Source organism: Ectothiorhodospira sp. PHS-1 (genome assembly GCF_000225005.1).
GTDB lineage: Bacteria > Pseudomonadota > Gammaproteobacteria > Ectothiorhodospirales > Ectothiorhodospiraceae > Ectothiorhodospira.
In genome coordinates this window covers 22,013-41,647 of sequence record NZ_AGBG01000020.1, presented here as the reverse complement: position 1 = coordinate 41,647, position 19,635 = coordinate 22,013, and the positions used below count along the sequence as shown (strand labels likewise).

General features: G+C 63.9%; 21 protein-coding genes. 11 read left to right on the top strand and 10 right to left on the bottom strand.

All coding sequences use genetic code 11. From position 1 onward, the window contains the following. Positions 1-34 precede the first annotated feature (34 nt). Positions 35-2,032 (bottom strand): transketolase, encoded by a 1,998-nt coding sequence (gene tkt, locus ECTPHS_RS09490; protein ID WP_008932519.1) that lies wholly within the window; start codon positions 2,030-2,032, stop codon positions 35-37. Between the two features lie 476 nt (positions 2,033-2,508). Here tkt and metK point away from each other — a divergent pair, with 476 nt between their 5' ends. The 9 genes from metK to ECTPHS_RS09445 all read left to right on the top strand — a co-directional run bounded on the left by metK (position 2,509) and on the right by ECTPHS_RS09445 (position 10,877). Then, a complete protein-coding gene (gene metK / locus ECTPHS_RS09485; protein WP_008932518.1) occupies positions 2,509-3,681 on the top strand; it encodes a methionine adenosyltransferase in 1,173 nt (390 codons plus the stop codon). A gap of 149 nt (positions 3,682-3,830) precedes the next feature. Beyond that, entirely contained in the window at positions 3,831-4,634 is an 804-nt protein-coding gene (thiD, locus tag ECTPHS_RS09480) for a bifunctional hydroxymethylpyrimidine kinase/phosphomethylpyrimidine kinase (protein WP_008932517.1), read from the top strand. Continuing rightward, positions 4,631-5,098: an alpha/beta hydrolase gene (locus tag ECTPHS_RS09475; protein WP_008932516.1), complete on the top strand. Its 468-nt coding sequence runs from the start codon at positions 4,631-4,633 to the stop codon at positions 5,096-5,098. The genes thiD and ECTPHS_RS09475 overlap by 4 nt, the downstream gene beginning before the upstream one ends. A 25-nt stretch (positions 5,099-5,123) precedes the next feature. After that, positions 5,124-5,711: a class I SAM-dependent methyltransferase gene (locus ECTPHS_RS09470; protein WP_008932515.1), complete on the top strand. Its 588-nt coding sequence runs from the start codon at positions 5,124-5,126 to the stop codon at positions 5,709-5,711. Between the two features lie 20 nt (positions 5,712-5,731). Beyond that, entirely contained in the window at positions 5,732-7,015 is a 1,284-nt protein-coding gene (locus ECTPHS_RS09465) for an NRAMP family divalent metal transporter (protein WP_008932514.1), read from the top strand. Between the two features lie 78 nt (positions 7,016-7,093). Further along, the gene (locus tag ECTPHS_RS09460; RefSeq protein WP_040405704.1) at positions 7,094-7,723 is read left to right on the top strand and encodes an IS607 family transposase; all 630 of its coding nucleotides are present in this window, start codon (positions 7,094-7,096) and stop codon (positions 7,721-7,723) included. Beyond that, a complete protein-coding gene (locus tag ECTPHS_RS09455) occupies positions 7,720-9,087 on the top strand; it encodes an RNA-guided endonuclease TnpB family protein (protein WP_008932512.1) in 1,368 nt (455 codons plus the stop codon). The genes ECTPHS_RS09460 and ECTPHS_RS09455 overlap by 4 nt, the downstream gene beginning before the upstream one ends. Before the next feature lie 51 nt (positions 9,088-9,138). Beyond that, positions 9,139-9,519 (top strand): acyl-CoA thioesterase, encoded by a 381-nt coding sequence (locus ECTPHS_RS09450; protein ID WP_008932511.1) that lies wholly within the window; start codon positions 9,139-9,141, stop codon positions 9,517-9,519. An 89-nt stretch (positions 9,520-9,608) separates the two neighbouring features. Continuing rightward, the gene (locus ECTPHS_RS09445; protein WP_008932510.1) at positions 9,609-10,877 is read left to right on the top strand and encodes an alginate export family protein; all 1,269 of its coding nucleotides are present in this window, start codon (positions 9,609-9,611) and stop codon (positions 10,875-10,877) included. 64 nt (positions 10,878-10,941) lie between these two features. On the opposite strand, the gene ECTPHS_RS09440 is transcribed toward ECTPHS_RS09445, so the two are convergent. The 4 genes from ECTPHS_RS09440 to ECTPHS_RS09425 form a co-directional block, all read right to left on the bottom strand. After that, positions 10,942-11,865, bottom strand: coding sequence for a recombination-associated protein RdgC (locus ECTPHS_RS09440; RefSeq protein ID WP_008932509.1), 924 nt, complete (start codon positions 11,863-11,865; stop codon positions 10,942-10,944). Between the two features lie 248 nt (positions 11,866-12,113). Next, positions 12,114-12,833 (bottom strand): GAF domain-containing protein, encoded by a 720-nt coding sequence (locus tag ECTPHS_RS09435; protein ID WP_008932508.1) that lies wholly within the window; start codon positions 12,831-12,833, stop codon positions 12,114-12,116. Positions 12,834-12,861: 28 nt separating this feature from the next. After that, complete coding sequence (locus ECTPHS_RS09430) at positions 12,862-13,560, bottom strand: sensor histidine kinase KdpD (RefSeq protein ID WP_008932507.1); 699 nt, start codon at positions 13,558-13,560, stop codon at positions 12,862-12,864. Between the two features lie 23 nt (positions 13,561-13,583). Next, the gene (locus tag ECTPHS_RS09425) at positions 13,584-14,801 is read right to left on the bottom strand and encodes a response regulator (RefSeq protein ID WP_008932506.1); all 1,218 of its coding nucleotides are present in this window, start codon (positions 14,799-14,801) and stop codon (positions 13,584-13,586) included. A gap of 263 nt (positions 14,802-15,064) precedes the next feature. Between ECTPHS_RS09425 and ECTPHS_RS09420 the strand changes: the two genes are divergently transcribed. After that, entirely contained in the window at positions 15,065-15,538 is a 474-nt protein-coding gene (locus ECTPHS_RS09420; protein WP_008932505.1) for a NapC/NirT family cytochrome c, read from the top strand. A gap of 45 nt (positions 15,539-15,583) precedes the next feature. Here the strand turns inward: ECTPHS_RS09420 and ccmD are convergent, their stop codons facing one another. Genes ccmD through ECTPHS_RS09395 form a run of 5 tightly spaced genes read right to left on the bottom strand, consistent with a single transcriptional unit; the run spans position 15,584 to position 18,849 of the window. Further along, positions 15,584-15,769, bottom strand: coding sequence for a heme exporter protein CcmD (gene ccmD, locus ECTPHS_RS09415; RefSeq protein WP_008932504.1), 186 nt, complete (start codon positions 15,767-15,769; stop codon positions 15,584-15,586). After that, positions 15,766-16,515, bottom strand: a complete 750-nt coding sequence (ccmC, locus tag ECTPHS_RS09410) for a heme ABC transporter permease CcmC (RefSeq protein WP_008932503.1) — start codon at positions 16,513-16,515, stop codon at positions 15,766-15,768. Before ccmC ends, ccmD begins: the two co-directional genes overlap by 4 nt. 12 nt (positions 16,516-16,527) lie before the next feature. Continuing rightward, complete coding sequence (ccmB, locus tag ECTPHS_RS09405) at positions 16,528-17,205, bottom strand: heme exporter protein CcmB (protein ID WP_008932502.1); 678 nt, start codon at positions 17,203-17,205, stop codon at positions 16,528-16,530. After that, positions 17,202-17,858, bottom strand: a complete 657-nt coding sequence (ccmA, locus tag ECTPHS_RS09400) for a cytochrome c biogenesis heme-transporting ATPase CcmA (protein WP_008932501.1) — start codon at positions 17,856-17,858, stop codon at positions 17,202-17,204. The genes ccmB and ccmA overlap by 4 nt, the downstream gene beginning before the upstream one ends. Before the next feature lie 55 nt (positions 17,859-17,913). Continuing rightward, positions 17,914-18,849, bottom strand: a complete 936-nt coding sequence (locus ECTPHS_RS09395; RefSeq protein WP_008932500.1) for a chemotaxis protein — start codon at positions 18,847-18,849, stop codon at positions 17,914-17,916. Between the two features lie 330 nt (positions 18,850-19,179). On the opposite strand from ECTPHS_RS09395, the gene ccmE reads away from it, so the two are divergent. Continuing rightward, a complete protein-coding gene (gene ccmE, locus ECTPHS_RS09390; protein ID WP_040405702.1) occupies positions 19,180-19,635 on the top strand; it encodes a cytochrome c maturation protein CcmE in 456 nt (151 codons plus the stop codon).

The window sequence follows — 19,635 nt, the reverse complement described above, 5'->3', positions numbered from 1 at the left end:
TTTTGCTTTGAAAAATTCAATATCGGGCAAGGATTCAGCCCAGTACGGCTTCCACCGCACTGATCACATTGTCCGCCGTGAAGCCGAAATGTTTCATCAACTCGCCGCCGGGGGCGGATTCGCCGAAGCGGTCCATGCCCACCACGCGACCATCCAGACCCACATATTTGAGCCAGCCGACAGTCACGCCGGCCTCCACGGCCACGCGGGCGCGCACGGCGCCGGGCAGCACGGATTCTCGGTAGTCCGCATCCTGGGCATCGAACACTTCCTGGCAGGGCATGGACACTACCCGGACACGCTTGCCCCTGGATTCCAGCGCCTTGGCCGCCTCCATGGCAATCCCCACCTCCGAGCCGGTGGCCAGGATGATGGCATCCGGCTGACCGCCGGCATCGTGCAGCACATAGCCGCCCCGGGCGATGTCGGCCAACTGGGCCTGGGTACGGGTCTGGTGGGGAAGGTTCTGGCGGGACAGGCTCAGCAGACTGGGGCCGTCGGTGCGCTCGATGCCCGCTTTCCAGGCCATGGCGGTCTCCACCGCGTCGCAGGGACGCCAGACATGCATGTTGGGAATCAGCCGCAGGCTGGTGACCTGCTCCACCGGCTGGTGGGTGGGGCCGTCTTCACCCAGACCGATGGAATCATGAGTCATCACGTAGATCACCCGTTGCTTCATCAGGGCAGACATGCGCAGGCCGTTACGGGCATAGTCGCTGAAGATCAGGAAGGTGCCGCCGTAAGGGATGAAGCCGCCGTGCAGAGCGATCCCGTTCATGATGGCGGCCATGCCGAACTCCCGCACCCCGTAGAACAGGTAGTTGCCGTCGCCGTCCTCCTTGCTGATGCCCTTGGAGCCCTTCCACAGGGTGAGGTTGGAACCGGCCAGGTCGGCGGAGCCGCCCAGCAGTTCCGGCAGGGCCGGGGCATAGCCGCCGATGGCGTTCTGGGAGGCCTTGCGGCTGGCGATGGTCTCGGCCTTGGCCACGGTCTCCTCGATGAAGGCCTGGGCCTTCTGCGCCCAGTCGGCGGGCAGTTCGCCGCTCATGCGGCGGGTGAATTCGGCGGCCAGTTCCGGGTGGGCCTCGGCATATTCGGCAAAGCGGGCCTGCCAGGCGCTTTCGGCCTGGGCCCCCTTGTCACGGGCATTCCAGCCGGCGCGGATCTCGTCCGGGATCACGAAGGGTTCGTGGGACCAGCCAAGGGTCTCGCGCACCAGCGCGATCTCGTCCTGGCCCAGGGGCGCGCCATGGCACTCTTCCTTGCCCTGCTTGTTGGGGGAGCCAAAACCGATGATGGTCTTGCAGCAGATCAGGGTGGGACGATCCTTCACTGCCCGGGCCTGCTCGATGGCCTGCTTCACCGCCTCGGCATCGTGACCATCCACCCCCGGCACCACATGCCAGCCGTAGGCCTCGAAACGCTTGGGGGTGTCGTCGGTGAACCAGCCTTCCACCTCGCCGTCGATGGAGATGCCGTTGTCGTCGTAGAAGGCCACCAGCTTGCCTAGACCCAGGGTGCCGGCCAGGGAGCAGGCCTCGTGGGAGATGCCCTCCATCAGGCAGCCGTCGCCCAGAAAGGCATAGGTGTAATGATCCACCACTTCATGGCCGGGGCGGTTGAAGTGGGCCGCCAGGGCCTTTTCGGCGATAGCCATGCCCACCGCGTTGGTGATGCCCTGGCCCAGGGGACCGGTGGTGGTCTCGACACCGGGGGTGTAGCCGTATTCCGGGTGGCCGGGGGTACGGGAATGGAACTGCCGGAACTGCTTGAGCTCTTCGATGGGCAGGTCGTAGCCACTCAGATGCAGGAGGGAATACACCAGCATGGAACCATGACCATTGGACATCACGAAGCGATCACGGTCCGCCCACTGGGGATTGGCCGGATTGTGCTTGAGATAATCATTCCAGAGCACTTCGGCGATGTCGGCCATGCCCATGGGCGCACCGGGATGACCGGAATTGGCCTTCTGGACCGCGTCCATGGAAAGCGCACGAATAGCATTGGCTAGCTCTTTGCGGGAAGGCATGCAGATCTCCTGACAAGGGTGGAAATAAGGGTCTTCATGGTCTGCCGCGCTGACACCGTTTGGCGGTGTTCTGGTTATTCGGACGACTGGGAAAGACGCGGCACACCTCAAACTGGTCGCTGAAAAAGTCTTAGGGGGCAGCAAGTTGAGTCAACCCCGGGCATATCATGCCGGTCATGAATACCACATGGAATATGCATTGACCACAGCGTTATCGGCCTGCATTTTCCCTGACAGGGGGGCTTGTCGCAAGCCCGAGCGAAACGAAGGGCTTTTTGCTGCACTGCCCCATAAATCATTCAGATACAACGATAAATCGAATAAAGAAAGGCGAAATATATAAATAATGAGATTTCTCAAGCCGGCTCGACGCACCACAAGCACTGCATTCAGGGTAAAATCCGGCGCGGATCACCATCATCAATCCGTGGGTGGGCCGCCAGGCGGGCACCCGAGAGCCGGAGTAGCTGAAAAACATGAAAGATTCCCATCTGTTTACTTCCGAATCCGTGTCCGAGGGTCATCCGGACAAGATGGCCGACCAGATCTCCGATGCCATCGTGGACGCCATCCTGGCGGAAGACCCCCACGCCCGCATCGCCTGTGAAACCCTGGTGAAGACCGGCATGGTAGTGCTGGCCGGCGAGATCACCACCCCGGTGCACGTGGATTACGAGAACCTGGTCCGCGACGTGGTCAACGACATCGGCTACGACAACTGCGACACCGGCTTCGATGGTCACACCTGCGCCGTCATCAACGCCCTGGGCAAGCAGTCCCCCGACATCGCACAGGGGGTGGATCGCGACGTCAGCAACCGTCTGGAACAGGGCGCCGGCGACCAGGGCCTGATGTTCGGCTATGCCAGCAACGAAACCAGCGCGCTGATGCCCGCCCCCATCCACTACGCCCACGAACTGGTGCGCCGTCAGGCCCACGTGCGCAAGTCCGGTGAACTGGCCTGGCTGCGCCCCGACGCCAAAAGCCAGGTCACCTTCCGCTATGAAGGCGGCAAGCCAGTGGGCATCGACGCCGTGGTGCTGTCCACCCAGCACGCCCCGGAAATCGATCAGAAGGCCCTGCGCGAAGCGGTGATGGACTGCATCATCAAGCCGGTGCTGCCCGCCGAATGGCTGGCCACCTGCCGTGACGAGAACATCCACATCAACCCCACCGGCAAGTTCGTCATCGGCGGCCCCGTGGGCGACTGCGGCCTGACCGGGCGCAAGATCATCGTCGACACCTACGGTGGCATGGCCCGTCACGGCGGCGGCGCCTTCTCCGGCAAGGACCCCTCCAAGGTGGACCGCTCCGCCGCCTATGCCGGCCGCTACGTGGCCAAGAACATCGTCGCCGCCGGCCTGGCGGAGCGCTGCGAGATCCAGGTCTCCTACGCCATCGGCGTGGCCCGCCCCACCTCCATCAGCGTCGACACCTTCGGCACCGGCAAGATTTCCAACCAGCAGATCGTCGACCTAGTGCGCGAGCATTTCGACCTGCGCCCCTGGGGCATCATCAGCATGCTGGACCTGCTGCGTCCCATCTACCGGCAGACGGCGGCCTACGGTCATTTCGGCCGCGAGGACGTGGACCTGCCCTGGGAACGCACCGACAAGGCGGACGCCCTCAAGGCCGCGGCCGGTCTCTGATCGTCCCGACCACCCGCGCCTCAAGGGGCGCGGGTCTTCCCGGCGCATCCCCCGCCGATGCGTCATTCCGCAAGATATTCCCGGGCCACCGTCCACGTAAACAGGTCCGGCCCCCCATACCTGCCTCGGGCGGACCAGGAGTGACCATCATGCAAGCGCCTGCCCTCACCATCGCCGGTTCCGACCCTTCCGGGGGCGCGGGACTGCAGGCGGATCTCAAGACCTTCCACCAGTTCGGGCTCTACGGCATGAGCGTGGTGACCCTGCTGACCGCGCAGAACACCCGGGGTGTCACCGGCGTGCAGGGCATTGACCCCGCCTTCGTCCTGCGGCAGATCGACGCGGTGCTGGAGGACATCCCGCCCAAGGCCGTCAAGATCGGCGCCCTGGGCAGTGCCGCCATGGTGGAGACCGTGGTCGAACGCCTGTCACGGCCCGACGCAGCGGGTCTTCCCCTGGTGCTGGACCCTGTCATGGTCAGCAAGCATGGCGCTCCGCTGGTGGATGATGCCGCCCGCCAGGCCCTGTGCCGACGGCTGCTCCCGCTGGCCGACGTGGTCACGCCCAACCTGCACGAAGCCGCCGCCCTGACCGGCCTGACGGTGGATTCCGAAACCACCATGATCAAGGCCGCCGCGGCCCTGGCCGATCTGGGAGCGGCCCATGTGGTCATCACCGGCGGCGCCCTGGTCGATGCCGCCACGGACATCCTGTTCAGCAACGGCCAGGTCACCCGACTACCCGCCGTCCATCAAGACACGCCCCACACCCACGGCACCGGCTGCGTCTTTGCCGCCGCCGTCACCGCCGGCCTGGCCCTGGGCAAGGACGTGGAAAGCGCCGTCCGGCAAGCCAAGTCCTTCATCCACCGGGCCATCCAGAGCGCACCCGGCCTGGGACACGGGCGCGGGCCGGTCAACATGCATGTCCCCTGCACGGATTCGACCCGATGAAGATCCTCTTTCTCCACGGCTGGCAGTCCAGACCCGGCGGGCTCAAGCCGTCATACCTGCTGTCACGGGGTCACGAAGTCATCAACCCGTTGCTGGACGACGACGACTTCGAGGCCGCCGTCGACACGGCGCAATCCGCCCTGGAGATCCATCGTCCCCAGGTCATCGTCGGTTCCTCCCGCGGCGGCGCCGTGGCCATGGCCCTGAACAGCCACCGGATCCCGCTGGTGCTGCTCTGCCCGGCCTGGCGACTCTGGGGTACGGCCGACCGGGTGAAGGCGGGAACCCTCATCCTCCATTCCCCGGCGGACGAGGTCATCCCCTTCACCGATTCCCGGTATCTGGTCGACAACAGCCGGCCCGCGGTCGTCACCCTGATCACGGTCGGCTCGGATCACCGCCTGGCAGACCCGGACTCCCTGCAGACCATGCTGCGGGCCTGTGAAAACCACGGTACGCCTTGAACCCCTCACCAGAAGGACCTGACACATGCAGCCGCGCCCCAAGCCCCTCACCCACCTTGCCCACGAGCAGCTGGCCGAGATCCTCAAGCCCGGCGATCTGGCGGTGGACGCCACCGCCGGCAATGGACATGACACCCTGTTCCTGGCCCGGACGGTGGGTGATGCCGGTCATGTCTGGGCCTTCGACATCCAGACCGCCGCGCTGGACGCCACCCGCAAGCGCCTGGAAGCCGCCGGCGTGGCGGAACGGGTCACCCTGATCCGGGACGGACACCAGCACCTGGAGCGCCACCTGCCCGATCAGGCCCGAGGCCGGATCAGGGCGGTGACTTTCAACCTGGGCTACCTGCCTGGGGGGGATCATGGCATCATCACCCGGCCGGAGACGAGCCTGGCCGCCCTGGAGGCGGCTCGCGCCGTGCTGGGGCCGGACGGGATCATCAGCCTGATGATCTATCGCGGCCACAGCGGCGGCCTGGAGGAGTTCGAAGCCATCCGCGCCTGGCTGCAACAGGTCCATCCGGAACTGCACTGCTTCCCCCATCAACCCGCCGGAGATGACGGCCCGGTACTGGTCCTGCTGGGCAACAGCCTGCCCTGCCCGGATTGCTGAGTCATTGAGGTACCCCCCTGATGAATGAGCTTCGCAGCAGCACCCTGCGCCATGCCATCGGCCCCGGCCTGCTCATGGCCGGCGCGGCCATCGGTGTCTCCCACCTGGTACAGTCCACTCGGGCCGGTGCCGAATTCGGCCTGTTGCTGCTGCCGGTGGTGCTGCTGGCCTGTCTGCTCAAGTATCCCTTCATCGAGTTCGGCCCCCGCTACGCCGCCGCCACCGGAGAGAACCTGCTGGTGGGCTACCGCCGGCTCGGGCGCTGGGCCCTGGGCCTGTTCGCCCTGGTCACCCTGGGGACCATGTTCATCATCCAGGCCGTGGTCACCGTGGTCACGGCGGGCCTGTTCGGTCTGGTGTTCGGGCTGGATGCCTCGCCGGCCACCCTGTCGGCGTGGATCATGGGGACCTGCCTGCTGCTGCTGGCCATCGGCAATTACCGGGGGGTGGACCTGGGCATGAAGCTCATCATGGCAGCCCTGACCGTGTCCACCCTGGCCACCGTGGCGCTGGCCTTCGGCGGAGAGCCGGATTGGGCCCGGCTCTCCGGCTGGCAGGACGCGGGGCTGATCTGGAGCGCGGCCGGCTTTGCCTTCCTGCTGGCCCTGCTGGGATGGATGCCCATCCCCCTGGACGTGGCCGCCTGGCACTCCCTCTGGACCCTGGAACGGGCCCGGGAAACCCGGACCCGCCCCAGTCTGCGCCATGCACTGACGGACTTTCGCATCGGCTATGTCGCCGCCACCCTGATGGCCGCGGCATTCCTGCTGCTGGGCGCCCTGACCATGCACGCCAGCGGCGTGGGCTTTGCCAATTCCGCGGTGGGCTTTTCCGCCCAGTTGGTGGACCTTTATGCGGGCACCCTGGGTGAATGGAGCCGCCCCATCATCGCCGTGGCGGCACTGACCGCCATGTTCAGCACCACCCTGGCGGTGACGGATGCCTATCCCCGGGTCATCACCGCCCTGTTCGACGCCGCCCGGGCCGGCGACCGGGGTCGCACTCCCGGTCCCGAGGAACACCGGCGCGGCCCCTATCTGCTGGCCCTGATCACCGTCCTGGGCGGTGCCCTGATCATGATCTACTTTGCCGGGGCACGCTTTACCCAATTCATCGACTTTGCCACCACCGTTTCCTTCCTCTCGGCCCCCATCCTGGCCTGGCTCACCCTGCGGGTGGTCACCCACGAGCACGTCCCGGTATCCGCCCAGCCGGGCCGGGGCCTGCTGGCCCTGGCCTGGACAGGGCTGATCTTCCTGCTGAGCTTTTCCCTGGTCTGGCTGGGCTGGCGTCTGCTGGGCTGAGGCCCCCCCCACCGGATTCCACAAGGAGAAATTAACAGTTGCTTGATTTATTATCAAAGCAATCCATAATTACTCATTATGAGTAGCAGATACAGCATAGGTGAGTTTGCCAAGCGCATTGGGCGGTCAGTACAGACCGTGCGGCGTTGGGAGCGGGAGGGGAAGTTGCAGGCCAAGCGCTTGCCCTCTGGGCATCGGTATTTCGATGAGTCGGATGTTCGCCTGATGCTGGGCGGGGCACCCAAGACGCGCGATGTGGTGGTGTATTGCCGGGTCTCCAGCGCTGGGCAAAAAGCCGATCTTGCCTCCCAGGTCAAAGCACTGGAAACCTACTGCCTGAGCGCGGGGATCGCGGTGGATGAGTGGGTTCATGAGATCGGCGGGGGGCTGAACTTCAAGCGCAAGCGTTTTCTCGGCCTGGTCGATCGGATTCAGCGCGGGGAAGTGCGCCTGTTGCTGATCGCCCACAAAGACCGTCTGATGCGCTTTGGGTTTGATCTGTTTGCGCACATCGCCGAGGAAAACGGCTGCGAAATTGTGGTGGTCAATCAGGACTCCCTCTCCCCCGAGCAAGAGATGGTCGAGGATTTGCTGGCGATTGTGCATACCTTCAGTTGCCGGCTGTATGGAATGGGCAAGTACAAACAACAGATCAAGGAGGATTTTCCTGACGTGTCGATCCATGCGCCCAAGGACGCCTGCGAATGAAGGTCACGCGGATTCTGCATGCCAAGCGCCCGAACCCGGGCAAGGTCGCTGCCTTACGCGAGCAAGCGCGCAGGCTTGGGCAGGTGCGCTCCGAGGTCTGGCAGCGGTTTGGGTCTATCGGAGGTGTGGGCGTGTCGGATCGCCAGATTCGTGACCAATGGCTGAAGGACAAGCGCGTTTTTCCTGTCTCGGCCAATGCCTGGAAAGAGACTCTGCGCGATGCCAAGGGCGACATCACCGCTTGCATGGAAGCCGCCAAGGTCAAGGCGCGCCGCTGCATCTGGCACCACACCCAAGACAAGACCGAGCAAAAGCGCCTGTTCACCGCGCTCAGGGCCAACGACTGGACGAGCGACGCTTATCTGCGCCGGATCATGCGCCGGACTTGGGCGCGCGGGCACAACCACACCCACAACCAGATCATCGTCCGGTCGGACAACTACACCACCTTTCACCTTGGCGGGCGCGCCTGGATCAAGATTCCCGGCCTCGTCAAAGGCCAGCGTATCGCTATCCCGCTCAATACGACTATCGCGCCCACTGGCATGCTGCGGATCATCATCACTGATGATGACCGCATCGAAGTCCACTACGCCGTTGAAGTCGAGTCCAAAAAGGACTGCGGCGAGCGCACCATCGGCGTCGATAAAGGCTACTCCGAAGTCCTGGTGGACTCCGACGGCGACCACCACGGTCAGGAACTCGGCCAGGTGCTGACCGAGCAATCCGACCGGCTCAAGATCAAATACCAGCGTCGCGCCAAACTGCGCGCGCTGGCCAACAACACGCGCAACCCGCGTAAGCGTGAGCATATTCACCAATTTAACCTCGGGCGCAAAAAGCTCAATCGGCAGATGGGTAAAACCCATGCGCAGGTTCGCGACATCGTTTTTCAATCGGTTCACGCCGTTGTCGATAAAGCCGCCGTGATTGCGGCGGAAGACCTCACAGCCCCGATGGCGGGCAAGTCCTTCGGCAAGAACATCAATCGCAGGCTTGCAGCCTGGACGAAAGGTGTCATTGCCGAAGCGCTTGATAGCGTTTCGAGCCGCAGAGGTTCTGCGGTCGTTCTGGTCAATCCTGCCTACACATCGCAAATGGATTCCCGTAACGGCTGCCTGTTGGGTAAACGCCAAGGGGATCGGTTTCACTGTTTCGACGGGGTTGTGTTGCAGGCGGACCAGAATGCTGCGCAAAACGTGCTGGCAAGATTGTCCGACCCGGACATCGAGCGGTTCACGCCGCATCGAACGGTGAAGGCGATCTTGCAAGCACGGACTGAGCGCCTCCGGTTGGGACTGCTCAACCAGGACTCCAGTTGCTCGCCCGGATCAAACCGGGTGCTATCAACGGAGAGCGAATGACCGAAAAACCACCATGAGCAACTTTGTTTAGGTTTTTAGGAACAGTGACCCTTGGATACCTTCAAACTGGTAAGACCCGAACACCTGAATCACTACGGCTATCTCTTCGGCGGCTTCCTGCTCAAGTGGGTGGATGAGATCGCCTGGATTGCCGCCAGTCGCGACCACCCCGGCTGCCGTTTCGTCACCGTGGCCATGAACGGGGTGGAGTTCCACCGCGGGGTGCATCAGGGCGCGGTGCTGCGCTTCAACTCCCGTGAGCACAAACGGGGCAACACCTCGGTGCAGTACGCCGTGAGCGTCTTTTGCGATGACCTGGAAGGCGGCACGGAAGAACCCATCTTTTCCACCTGCATCACCTTCGTGCGCCTGGACAACGAGGGCAACAAGATCCCGCTGCCGACCGCCGATGACGCCGTGACGCAAGGGTGATTTTTTCAGGACATCCACCGGCAAAGACGGGATAATCCTCCTTTTCCAGGGGTTAAACCGTCATACACAAAAACCTGTCAGGGGGAGTCATGCTGAAAAAGACCACGTTATCGGCCGGCGCGCTGGCACTGCTCATGGGGATGGGCAGTGCGCAGGCCGGATGGGACTGGGGTGGGGACCTGCGGGTCCGGGTCACCGACCTGGACAGCATTCCCACCGCGGCCGGCTTCCAGTACGACCTGCTCTTCAATCGTACCCGCACCCGCCTCTGGGCCGGTTACCAGTTCAACCAGGATATCGCCTTCCGCGGGCGGCTGATGAACGAATTCCGCATCTACGAGCGGGAACAGAATGATGATCAGAAATTCCTCAGCGAAGTGGTGCCCGACCTGCTGTACATGGACTTCAACAACCTGGCAGGCGGTCTGCTGGATCTGCGCATCGGCCGCCAGGAGCTGATCTACGGCACCGGCAACATCATCCTCAACGGCACGCCCCTGGATGGTTCCCGCTCCCTGTTCTTCAATGCCGTCAAGGCCGGCCTGACGGTGAACGAAGGCCATACGCTGGACCTGCTGGCAATCTACAACTCGAAGCAGGACCCACTCACCATCAACAGCAAGTCCGGCCTGAGATTGATCGAACACAATGAGCGTGCCCTGGGCTTCTATGGCAAGAACAGCCAGTCCGAAGCCATGCCGTTCGAGTACTACTGGATCTACAAGGAAGAACTGGGCTCCGGCATGGCGGTCGGCGGCAGATCCGATGCGGATTTCCATACCCTGGGCGCCCGCCTCATGCCCCGGAGCGGCCCGATCTCGGCCAGCCTGGAGCTGGCGGCCCAGGACGGCAGCCATGGCGATGCCAACCTCAAGGGTCGGCTGCTGGATGCCTCGGTGACCCTGCGGCCGGCAATCTGGGGCCAGACTCGCCCGGCCTTCACCGCCGGCTATTACTATCTGTCCGGCAATGAGGCAGACACCGGCGACAACGAAGCCTGGTATCCGGTGTTCTCCCGCTGGCCCCAGTTCAGCGAGCTGTATGTCTACTCCTATGTGGGCACCCAATTCAGCATCGCCGGCTGGACCAACCTCAAGGCCCCCTTCATCGGCCTGGACCTGAACCCGTCCGGCAACACCTCCCTGAAGCTGCGCGCCCACCGTCTGTACGCGGACGAGAAGGACGGCAGCGGTGACGGCGACCACCGGGGGGATCTGTTCACCGCCGTGCTGGGCATCAACCTGAGTCCCAGCCTCCGGGCCCACCTGTGGGCGGAGTATCTGGATACGGGGGACTACTACCCGTCCGGGACTTCCGACGCCCACTTCCTGCGGGCCAACGTGGAGTACACGTTCTAATCACCGGAAAGCCTGCCGGCATCTCATTCGCCGGCAGGCAGGCTCCCACGGATACCCGGCTCCGTCACCAGGGCACTTCGGCGCTGTCCGAGCCGGAGAGCCCGAACAGTCCGTCCAGACGCGCCAGCAACCCTCGCATCTCGTGGATGAGCAGGGTGAACTCGGCATCGAACCGGGCGGCCGGGTCATCGGCCTCCAGCACGCCGCTGTCCTCGATCAGCTCATCGGTCAGGCGCAGACGCTTGAGGGACAGATCTTCCGCCAACACCAGGCTCAGACGCTGCTCCCACTCCAGGGCCAGCTGGGTCACCTGTTTGCCGGCCTGCAAATGGGTGGCGATCTCGTCACCGGCCAGGTCCTGGCCACGACAACGCACCACCGACTGCTTGTCCTTGGGATCCCTGAGTTCGCAGGCATCCCCCAGCTCGAAGCCCTGCTCGCCGCGACCTTCGGAAACCCAGCGGGTCATCAGGGTCGGCGGCGGCACCGAGGGACGCAGCAGACTGGCAGGCAATGTGCCCAGGGTCTCCCGCAGCAGGCTCACCAGATCCTCGGCCATGCGCTCGCTGGCGGCATCCACCACCACCCAGTGGGCCACCGTGTCCACATAGGCCAGGATGCGTCGTGAACGGGTGAAGGACTGGGGCAGCAGTTCGGCCGTCACCGCTTCCTTGAGCTGACGGCGCTCCGCGCGACCCACCGTGCGACCCTCGGCGGTCTCGATGTCCGAGACCCGCTCTTCCAGCACCTCCGCCACCACCGACGCGGGCAACAGGCGTTCCTGACGCTTGGCGCAGATCAGCAGGCAGCCGGCGGCCTCATGGACCAGGGCCTGCGTCTCGCCGCCCAAGGGCTCGGACCAGCCCATGGTGGACAGTGTCAGGGGGCCGCAAGGCTGGAAACGGCGAGTGGAGAGCTGCTGCTCCAGGGCCATGGCATCCTGGCCCAGGGCATCCTGGAGACGGAACAGGCGAGCATTCTTGAACATGAAGATTCCTGTGGCGACAAAAGGGGGGATTGTACTCTCTGCGGGACTGGCGGGGGGCTTCCCCCCTTCGTGGCCGAGGGCCGCTCCCACGGAGGGGACACACAGGCCATGTCCACAAGGGAAGCAGGACGGATATCGCCCGGTTCAGAGAGGCATCGAATCACACTCCTGCCGTCACTCCCGCGAAAGCGGGAGTCCGGAATGCCGGCCCGCGACTGGATTCCCGCTTGCGCGGGAATGATGGAGAGTCAGCGATGACTCAGGGCATCGTGGACCTGGGACAGGATCTCGGTGGCCACCATCAGGACATGATCCCGGGCAAAACCCGCCTGGATCATCTCGTCATACAGGGTATGGGCCATGAGGCGGGCGACCCGGGCCGGATCCTGGGTGATGGCGCCATCCTGACGCTGGGCCTCCCGCGCCAGGGCAAGCTGCATGAAGTTGGTCTTGAGCAGCCCCTTGAGGCGATGAATCTGCACCGACTTGGAAACCACCAGCGCCAGGATGGTGGCCAGACGCAGATCCGTCATGCTCAAGCGAGACCGATCCAGCGGGCTGTCCACGTTGATCACGCCGATCACCTGCGCCTCCAGACGAATGGGGACCGAGATCACATCCACCGTTCCCGGTTCTTCCCGCCGGGCCAGACCGGCATAGACGGAGCGGTGCAGATCCAGGATCAGCAGGGGCTTGCCGGTACCGGCCACCTGACCGGCGATTCCCGATCCCAGCGGCTGACGATGATCCCTCACCTCCGCCGGCAGGCCGCCGGAATGGGCCTCCACCCGCAGATGGGGTTCGGTGCTGTTGCCCTCGTCAGACACCAGCATGATGGAACAATGCCGGCAGGCCATGGCGTGGGCCACCAGGGTGGTGAGATGCTCCAGTCCCGCTTCCAGAGAACGAGTGGATTCCACAAAGCTGGCCAGTTCCGAGAGCTTGTTGATGAAATCGTCATCAGACATGGCTGGACACTCCAGGGTCAGGGGTACTTCAGTGGGACGACAGCCTGGGAAGCTGCAGGGTGAAACAGCCGCCCCCCAGTTCCCCCCCGTTGGACAGTTCGACGTATCCACGCTCGCCATTGCCGCCGTGCATGTCGGCAACAAGGGCACAGAAATAAAGCCCCAGGCCGGTACGGCCCCGCTGAGGGTCCAATTCGGCACCTTCCCGGATGGCCTGGCGCCCCAGCATGGCACTGGGAAAACCCGGACCGTCATCGGTCACCTGCACCAACAGCCAGTCACCCTCCGCACGGGCGGACATGCAGATCCTGTGACGCGTATAGCGCACTGTATTGTTGACCACGTTTTCCAGCAGACTGTTCACCAGATAGCGGTCCAGGGTCCAGATCAGATCCGGATCACAGTGGACGAGACACTCCACCCCGCGGTGGTCCATGAGAACCTTGTTGTTGAGCCAGTATTCTTCCAGCAGGTCGTGGATAGGCACAGGCATGAAACGGGGCTGATACAGGCCCTTGACACTGCGATACAAGGCCAGCAGCTGGATCAGTGTGTCATTGACGCGACGAGCCTCGTAACGCAGCATCGCCAGTCGCTCCGCATCCATCGAGGGACGCTGCTCCTCCCTCCGCATCAAATCATCCAGGGAACCCAGGAGTAGGTTGAGGGAGTTTTTCATGTCGTGGATGCTGATGGCCAGCACCGTACTGAAATCCAGCTTGCTCAAGTCTCCTCCTGGGCTCTACGTCGTCAGTCTGGAAGCTGCTGACGCAGCAGCTCCGCCCGTGTCACTTCCCCCAGGCGGCCGAGGGCATCGATCAATTGCCGGTGGATATCGATGGGGGGTATCGCCTTAAGCATAAGGGCATCCAGGGCGTCCAGGGCGGCCTCTCTGGTCCCCTGATCCACCGCGGCCATCCGAAGCCGCCCCAGCAGGAGCCACCAACGCACCGTGGGGTCGGATACCGACTGTTGCATATCTTCGAGTACATTGACGGCCTTGGCCGACTCGCCCATCTCCAGCAGGGTACAGACGAGATTGAAGAAGTCCTCGGCACACACCGTCCCGGAGGGCTTGCCCAGTTCGATCACCTGGCGCAGGGCGCCACGCGCCAGACCCCATTCTCCGTGCTGCATGGCCAACCAACCCAAGCGCCGCTGACGGGGCAGGGAGCGGGAGGATCTGCCTGCCGCCTCCTCCAGAACTTCCATTGCCTCCCGGGACCGGCCCTGCAACTCCAGCACGGCGGCCAGGTGATCATGAGCCGCCATGAAATACGGTGTCACCACAATCGCCTGCCGGAACAGGGTCTCTGCCCGAGGCAGTTCACCACGCTCCATGGCCGCCTGTCCCAGGGAAGTGATGGCCCAGGCCACCGGCCGCTCCCTGATGACGATTTCACAGACCTCCTGAACCAGGTCCAGAGCCCCCATGTTCAGGGCCAGCTCCGCCTTCAGGCGCAGGATGTCGGCACGCTCCCCGCGCCCGGCCGAGAGCATGGTATCGAGCAGCTGCAGGGCTTGCCCGGTATCCCCTTGCCTGAGCACCTGCGCGACGGGCAACATGGGCGCGCGCCGCCGCAGGGCCTTGAGCAGACGTGCATGGAGCAGTTCCTTGCTGATGGGTTTGGCCAGATAGGCATCCGGCCCGCTTTCCAGGGCCCCCATGACCATCTCCATGGAGTTTTCCGCCGTGACCATGATGAACACGGTGGCCACGTCCACCCACCCCTCGCGGCGGGCCAGATCGAGAATCTGCTGGCCGTGCATCCCTTCGCCCAGGTTGTAGTCGCACAGGACGATGTCATAACGCCGGGAACGCAGGTGCTCCACAGCCTCCTCGGCGGATGCGGCCATATCGGGCTTGCGCTCAACACCCAGAGACTCGAGCATCTGCACCAGCTGTGCCCGCATGTTCTGGAAGTCATCGATGATCAGTACCGCCTTGCGGCCCAGGGTGATGTCCATGGCGTTCCCGGCTAGGGCGTCTGGATTGACATTAGCATGAGACCTTCGGCATGGGGTGACCAGACCCTGTTCCTGTCGAAGTGGAAAACAGGCCGGGAAGTGGGTCTTTTCCCGGGCTGGGTCAACTTCATCGTCCCCACGCCGGTACAATTTTGCTACATTTTGTAAGAGATCACAGTATCAGGGGACAGGCCGGCAAACCCTTTTCACGAACAGGCCCATCCTCGACCCCAGTCAAGACCGTTCGCCGGGAGCATGTCGCCATGGGCAAACTCTGGATTACCCTGATCATCCTGCTGGCCCTGGGCCTGGTCGTCGCCGGCGGCGTGGGCGGGCATCACGTCTCCACCCAGAACGACTTCTGCATCACCTGCCATGCCTATGAGAAGGTTTCCTGGGACCATGGCAGCCACCCCCAGGTGGACTGCCTGGCCTGCCACACCAAGGGCTTCGTCACCGATAAGATCCAGGGCGCACGCAAGGTTTACCTGATGTTCAGCGGCCAGGTGAACCCTCATCACGACGCCCCCTCGCAGACCCATCCGGAAAAGATCTCGGAAAACTGCAGTGCCTGCCACCTGAGTGACTACATCCGGGAAAACGATCCGGATTTCTACCGGGAGCACACCGAAATCATGGCGGGGGGGCGCTACACCTGCCTGACCTGTCACGGCGATAATGGCCATGACCCGGCATTGCAGGCCCTGCGCTTCAAGGCCCCCCGCTACACCCAGTGATACCGCGCGCGGCAGGCGGGAGACGGCCCCCGCCGCCCCGCCTGCTCAGACATCCGGCGACGTCGCGCCGCCCTCTTCCCCGTTGAGTCGCGCCAGACGCGCCAGACGCCGGTTCACCGCCTTGCGGCGCTGCCGGAGCAGCACCATCTCGACCACCATTGCCAACAGGGCCACCCCGTAGGAACCCCACACATAGGGGGCGTGCCCCCCCATGGCAAGAAACTCGATCATGCCTTCTCTCCCGTCCGTTCCAGCACCCAGGCGGCCCGTCGCTCACGCTCCAGCAATTCCAGTCGCGCCCGCCACAACACCACCGCAATGGCATACATCCAGCAGGCAAAGGTCATGACCAGCAGGGCGACGAACATCACCGTCTCCATGGTCGGCGCACTGGTCACAGTGATCGAAGCACCCTGATGCAGGGTGTTCCACCAGACCACCGAGAAATAGATGATCGGCACGTTCACCACCCCCGCCAGGGCCAGGATGGCGCTGGCATTGGCCGCCCGCTGGCGGTCCTCGATGGCCGCGTGCAGGGCCATATAACCCAGATAGAGGAACAACAGGATCAATTGCGAGGTCAGGCGGGCGTCCCAGACCCAGTAGGTGCCCCAGGTGGGCTTACCCCACAGAGCACCCGACCACAGGCACAGAAAGGCGAACATCGCGCCGGTGGGGGCAATGGCCTTGGCCATCACCTCGGCGGTCTTCACCCGCCAGATCAGGCCGATGGCCGCGTACACCGCCATCAGCACGTAGAGGAACATGGACATCCAGGCCGTGGGCACATGGATGAACATGATCCGGTAGCTGTTACCCTGCTGATAATCCGGCGGCGCCAGGATAAAACCGATATAGAGACCCACCACGAACAGGATGGCCGCCAACCCACCGAACCAGGGGGCCAGGCGCCCGGCCAGGTCATAGAAATTGGGTGGCGATGCGAACTTGAACCACTGCACGCGCTGTTCAGCCACGTTATTCCTCCGTCAATCCAGCATGATTCTCAGCGCCGCGGCAATGGCCCAGGGCGCCAGCAACAGGGTCAGTATCAGCAAGGCGGCCATCAGGGAAAGATGGGCCTGGGCACTGGATCCGTACATGACCGCATCCACCGCCCCGGCGCCCAGCACCAGGGCGGGCACGTACAGGGGCAGGATCAGCAGGGAAATCAGAACACCGCCACCCCGCAGCCCCAGGGTCAGGGCCGCGCCGATGGCACCCACCAGACTGAGGATGGGTGTCCCCAGCAGCAGCGCCGTCATCAGGATGAGGATTTCCGTGCCGTCCAAGCCAAGCTGCATGCCCAGCAGCGGGGAGATCAGCACCAGGGGCAGGCCGGTGATCAACCAGTGGGCCAGGATCTTGCTCCCCACCAGCAGGCTCAGGGGCTGGGGCGACAGCAGGATCTGTTCCAGGGAGCCGTCGCGAAAATCGTCGGAAAACAGCCGTTCCAGGGAGAGCATGGTGGCCAGCAGGGCCGACACCCACAGCACGCCGGGGGCCATGCTGCGCAAAAGCTGAGGGTCCGGGCCGACGCCGAGGGGAAACAGGGACACCACGACGACGAAGAAGCCCAGCACCACCAGGGCGTCCTGGCGCCGGCGCAGGGCCAGGATGAGGTCACGCCGGAGCAGGGTGATCAGAGCGGTTGCCAGACCGTTCATGCCGCTTTCCCCAGGGTCAGGGTACGCTGCCGACCCTCAATGGGCACAGCCTGATGGGTGGTCAGGATGATCATGCCGTTGGCGGCCAGATGGGCCTCCAGGGCCGAGCGCAGCACCTCGATGACCTGCACGTCCAGGGCGGCAAAGGGTTCGTCCAGGATCCACAGCGGACGACGCACCAGCAACAGGCGCGCCAGGGCCACCCGGCGCTTCTGCCCCTGGGAAAGGAATTTCACCGGCAGATCCTCATGCCCGCCAAGGCCCATGCGTCCGAGCACTTCCCAGGCCTCGTCCCTTCCCACCCCGCGCCCCTGCAGCGCCGACTGGATGCGCAGGTTCTCCTCGCCGGACAATTCGTCCTTGAGGGCGTTGGCGTGTCCAAGGTAGGCCAGGTGGGCCGTGGGCCCCTCTTCCTGATGCTGAACCGGGACACCATCCCAGCAGACACGGCCTTCCAGGGGACGGGACAGTCCACACAGGATGCGTAGCAGGCTGGTCTTGCCGGCACCGTTGCGGCCGGCCACCTGCAACAGCTCACCCCCCGCCAGGGCAAACCCCAGATCCCGGATCAACAGGCGTTCACCTCGTTCAACGACGAGGCCTTCCACTTCCAGCCGATGGGCCGGAAAGACGACAGGGGAAGCATGACTCATGGACGGCACGGGTTACTCGGCGAACGGGTGATGGTACACGCAGCCCCCCGGGCTGTCAGCCTTCCGCGGGAGCGGCGCCGATCTGTCCCAGCCGATCCCGAACCGCCTGGGCCAGATCATCCGGGTGATACTTCTGGATGAACTTGTTGGCACCGGTACGGCGCACCATGTCCACATTGAAGACGCCGCTGATGGAGGAGTGCAACAGGATGTAGAGATCCTTGAGCCTGGGGTCCTGGCGGATGCGGGTGGTGAGCTGATACCCGTCCATCTCCGGCATCTCGATGTCGGAAACGATCATGGTGAAATAGCGGGCCACGTCCACGCCGTCCGCCTGCAGGCGCAGAATCAGCTCCATGGCGTGCTTGCCGTCGGTAACCAGGCTGCACTGTACCCCCAGCTGCTCCAGGGAGGCCCGGATCTGGTTGCGGGCCACGCTGGAATCATCCACCACCAGCACCTTGCAGTCCTGCGCCCGCACGGTCTCGCTCAGGTCACGGGAGACCTCCGTACTGGCATGCACCACCTGGTCCAGCACCTTCTCCACGTCCAGGATCTCGACGATCTGGTCATTCACCAGGGTCACGGCGGTCACGTAGGCATTTCGGCCGGTACCGCGTGGCGGGGGCTGCACCTTGTCCCACTGGGTATTGATGATGCGCTCCACTCGCCGGATCAGGAAACCGTGCACGGAGCGATTGTACTCGGTGATGATGATGTTGCCCTTTTCCGGTTCCCTGAGCGCCGGCCCTCCGATGGCCAGCGAAAGATCCATGATGGGCATGGTGATGCCGCGCAGGGTGGCGATCCCCTTCACCAGCGGGTGTGCTCCCGCCAGCCGCGACATCGGCTGGTAGGGGATGACTTCCTGCACCTTGAAGACGTTGATCCCGTAGAGCTGCCGCCCCTCCAGCTGGAACAGCAGCAACTCGAGACGGGTGCCGGCAACCCGATTGGATTCCAGGGATGACCCCCAGTGCTGATCCGCCATGAGCAGACTCCCGATGATCTGGACTTGCTCCCATGTTTAAGACAAACAGGAGCTGCCTTGGGTGAATTCATTGTGGACGGCGATAGCCCCGGCGGCTTGACGCAAATCAAGAACCGGTCCAGCGGTTTAGAACCAGGACAGCTTTCGGGTGTCACTAAAACAGCCTCGTGAAGCGGTAGCCGGGCCTTGTGGGCGCGGTTGCGGCTCCACCCGGATCGGTGATATCAATGGCCCGCTACCCGTCGGGCCGGTGAATCCTGCACCGACGCCCCGGCGGCAATCGGGGCACAGGCTCCCATCGCAAGACCCCTCAGCAGGCAGGAGAGTGCAATGACACCTCGACAGAAGAGACGGATGGCCGGCGTGGCGCTGGTGGTCCTGGCGGTATCCGGGGCATCCGCCCTGGCCCTGAGTGCCTTCCGGGAAAACCTCATGTATTTCTACGGCCCCACTCAACTGGTGGAAGGCGAAGCCCCCGGTGAGCGCATCATCCGTCTGGGCGGCCTGGTGGAAGACGGCTCCATCCGTCATGCCGAGGAGGGCCTGACGGTCTTCTTCAGCGTCACCGACACCAAGAACAGCATCCCGGTGGAATACGTGGGCCTGCTCCCCGATCTCTTCCGCGAAGGCCAGGGGGTGGTCACCCACGGTCGCATGGGCGCCGACGGCGTGTTCCGCGCCGAACGGGTACTGGCCCGCCATGACGAGAACTACATGGCACCGGAAGTGGCTGCGGCCCTGAAGGCGGCGGGCTACGAAGAACATCCCGGCAAGAAGGCGTACTGA